We start from the raw sequence: 3,226 nt of genomic DNA, 5'->3' as shown, positions 1-3,226 counted from the left end.
TGGCTTCGTAGGTGACGGTGGACTCCACTTGTAGGTCAGTTCTGACTCCACCCGGCGCCTGGGGGACCTGATTTTGTAGGTGAGAAATGACTCCACCTGGCGGCCCCGCTGCGGTGGGTTCAGGTGTTCGAGGGCCTACTTTCGTGGGAACACGGATGCGACGAGCGCTGTGGTTCTGCGGCCTGGGAGGACACATGCAGGCGAAACCGAGCACAGACGAACTGATCGCCTTCGTGGGGGCTCGGCTGGCAGAGACCGCAGTGCAGGCCGAGTTGTTCCACGAGCTGGCCTGCACTGCCGTCGCCTCGGGAGAGCCGGGACCGCGCACTGCCGTGCTCGAAGGCTGCGCCTGTCCCGTCCCGAGAGAGATACTCGACCGGGCTCTGGCGCTCCGGTCGGAGTTGGACGACTGCGAACGGCGGATCCGCTGCCAGGACCCGCGGGACCCGAAGTGGCCGCTGGACCCTGTCTTCGCCGAACAGACTCTCCGCGTCCTTGCCCTGCCCTTCGAACTGCACCACCAGTGGCAGGACGCGTGGCTTCCCGGATGACGTCAACGCCTCTCCCGCCGGCCAGAAGGGCACCGAGCACCCCCGTAGGACGGCGCCGTCTTCGTCAGCCCGCGGCGACCGCGGCGGCCTGCTGTTCGGCGCGGGCGCGGGTGGCGGCCAGCCGATAGGAGTCGGTGCCGGTCTCGATGATGTTCCCGCCGAACGTCAGCCGGTCCACGATGGCCGCGCAGAGCCTTGGATCCGTAAAGGTCTTGGTCCAGCCTCCAAAGGATTCGTTGGAGGCGATCGCCACAGAATTCTTTTCCTCACGCTCCGTCAAAACCTGGAACAGCAGCTCCGCCCCGCGACGATCCAGTTCCATATAGCCCAATTCATCAATACAAAGGAGGTCGACGCGGCCGTAGCGGGCGATGGTCTTGGCCAGCAGCTTCTCGTCGGCAGCTTCCACGAGCTCGTTGACGAGCTTGGTGGCCAGCACGTACTTCACCCGGTACTCGTGCATCGCCGCCTCGGTGCCCAGCGCGATGAGCAGGTGCGACTTGCCGGTTCCGCTGTCGCCGATCAGACACAGCGGCAGGCCCTTCTTGACCCAGTCGCATTTGGCGAGGGTGTGGATGGCGGCCGGGTCGATGACGGGGTTGGCGTCGAAGTCGAACTGCCGGATCGATTTCTCGCGCGGAAATCCGGCCGCTTTGATCCGGCGTTCGGAACGCCGGCGTGCCCGGTCGTCGCATTCGGACAGCAGCAGTTCGGCCAGGAATCCGCGATACGTCATCTGGTCGCGGCCGGCGGCTTCGGCGAGTTCGGGGTACTGAGTGCGGATGGTGGGCAGCCGGAGCATCCGGCATGCCTGGTCCACGGCGGTGTCGGCGGCCTGTTCGGTCAGTCCGCGGTTGCGCTTGGCGGTCACGGTGCCTCTTCCTCGTCATGCCTGGCCGTCGGCGGGACGCCGGCGGAATCGCAGCAGCTGGTCGTAGGCGGCCACCGACGGCAGCGGCCTGGGGTCGGGCGGCAGCGCGGCCAGGCGCCGCTCGGTCAGCGAGGTCACCGTCGCCCCGCCGTCCACCCGGCGCGGTGGGATGTCCTGGTCGGCCGGCTGGTCGGCGCCCTGGTCGGCCTCGCCCCACTTGCGGGCCTCCAGCGCGACCGCGTCGGCGGTCAGCGCGCCGGCCCGCAGCGCGGTCGCGATCCCGGCGACCACGTGCTCGTGGACCATGTGCCGGTGCAGCAGCAGGACGGAGATCAGCGCCCGGGTGCCCTCCGCGTCGCCGTGGGCTTTGCAGGCCGCCTGCCACCAGGCGTCGTGGACCGGGGTGAACTTGCCCGCCGAGCGGGCCTGGTCCAGCGCGGTCGCCCCGGGCAGCGCGCCGGGCTTGCGGACCAGCGCCTCCAGGTAGTGGTCCAGCTCCAGCCGGGCACCGCCCTTGGCGATCAGCCGCTCGTGCCGGGCGACTTCCCGGTGCGCGTCGTAGACCACCAGCTCGGAGGCGTGCAGCACGACCCGCACCATCCGGCCGATCAACCTGACCGGCACCGAGTAGTGGTTGGTGCGCACGCTGACCTGGCCGTAGCGGTTCACGCGCAGCGAGGACACCAGCCCGGTCTCGAACTCCTCCCCCGGCAACGGGACCAGCAGCGGGCGCTCGACGGCGAACATCTCACCGATGGTCAGCGCCCGCTGCATGATCCGACGGGCGTCGTCCTCCTCATCCCAGCGCTCCACCATCGCGTTCAGCTCCGCCAGCGAGGCGACCTTCGGGACGGGGACCAGGTGGTTCCTGCGGAACCAGCCGATCTGCCCCTCGACGCCGCCCTTCTCATGGGCGCCCTCGATACCGGGATTGCAGTAGAAACTGTTGATCGAGAAATGCGAGCGGAACGCCGTCCAACGGTCGCTTTCCACCCTGCCCCGGGTGCGGCCCAGAACCTGGCTGACCGCGGCCCGCAAGTTGTCGTAGCGGACCTTGCCGCGCGGCACGCCGCCCAGCACCTGAAGCGCGTGAACGTGGCCTTCCAGAAATGCTTCCTGCCCGCACGAAGCGAAGATCTTGTGCACGGCCTTCCCGCTGAACGACAGCCGCAGCGAGAACAGGAACACCTTGGTGGGCACCCCGTCCAGGTGGATCCACACGTCCCCGAAGTCGACCTCCGCCTCGTCGCCGGGGCGGTGCGTCTGCGGCACGAACGCCTGCGGAGGACCGCGGCCCTCCTCCACCCGGATCTCCGGACGGCGCAGGGCGATGTAGGCGCGGACCATCGAATACGTCACGCCCCGGGCGTCGTGCTCGTCGATCAGCCGGTCGAAGACCCGCTTGACGGTGTGCCGCTGCTTGCGCGGCGCGTCCAGGTCATCCCGCAGGATCTGGTCGATCGTCGCCTTGAACGCGTCCAGGCGCGAGATCCGGGGCGGAAGCTGCTTGCGCGGCGCCGGCCACACCGACTCCAACGCCAGCGCCACCGTCCTGCGGCCCACCCCGTACTTGGCCGACAAAGCCCTGCTGGACAGCCCTTCGGCCCGAGCGTCATGGCGTATCGCCGCGTACAACTCGACCTTCGAAACGGGCACTTGAGCCACCCAGCGCTAGCCGATGCACCCCGATACTCCCACCACAAGCCCCCAAGTGGAGTCAGAACTCACCGACATCAACTGCCCACCGACATCACTGGAGTCAGAACCCACCCACAACTGGCCTCAAGACTCACCTACAAAGCCA

General features: G+C 68.3%; 3 protein-coding genes. 1 reads left to right on the top strand and 2 read right to left on the bottom strand.

The window, feature by feature from the left end; translation table 11 throughout:
- Positions 1 to 194: 194 nt before the first annotated feature.
- The gene (locus ACWDR4_RS49985) at positions 195 to 551 is read left to right on the top strand and encodes a DUF6221 family protein (RefSeq protein WP_450418839.1); all 357 of its coding nucleotides are present in this window, start codon (positions 195 to 197) and stop codon (positions 549 to 551) included.
- A gap of 64 nt (positions 552 to 615) precedes the next feature.
- On the opposite strand, the gene istB is transcribed toward ACWDR4_RS49985, so the two are convergent.
- Together istB and istA are read right to left on the bottom strand one after the other, a co-directional pair.
- On the bottom strand, positions 616 to 1,422 hold the full coding sequence (istB, locus tag ACWDR4_RS49980; protein ID WP_450418838.1) for an IS21-like element helper ATPase IstB: 807 nt from the start codon (positions 1,420 to 1,422) through the stop codon (positions 616 to 618).
- A 15-nt stretch (positions 1,423 to 1,437) separates the two neighbouring features.
- Complete coding sequence (gene istA, locus ACWDR4_RS49975) at positions 1,438 to 3,078, bottom strand: IS21 family transposase (RefSeq protein WP_450418837.1); 1,641 nt, start codon at positions 3,076 to 3,078, stop codon at positions 1,438 to 1,440.
- Between the last annotated feature and the right edge of the window lie 148 nt (positions 3,079 to 3,226).

Source organism: Streptomyces sp. NPDC000878 (assembly GCF_053599695.1).
This window is presented reverse-complemented; position numbering and strand designations above follow the sequence as displayed.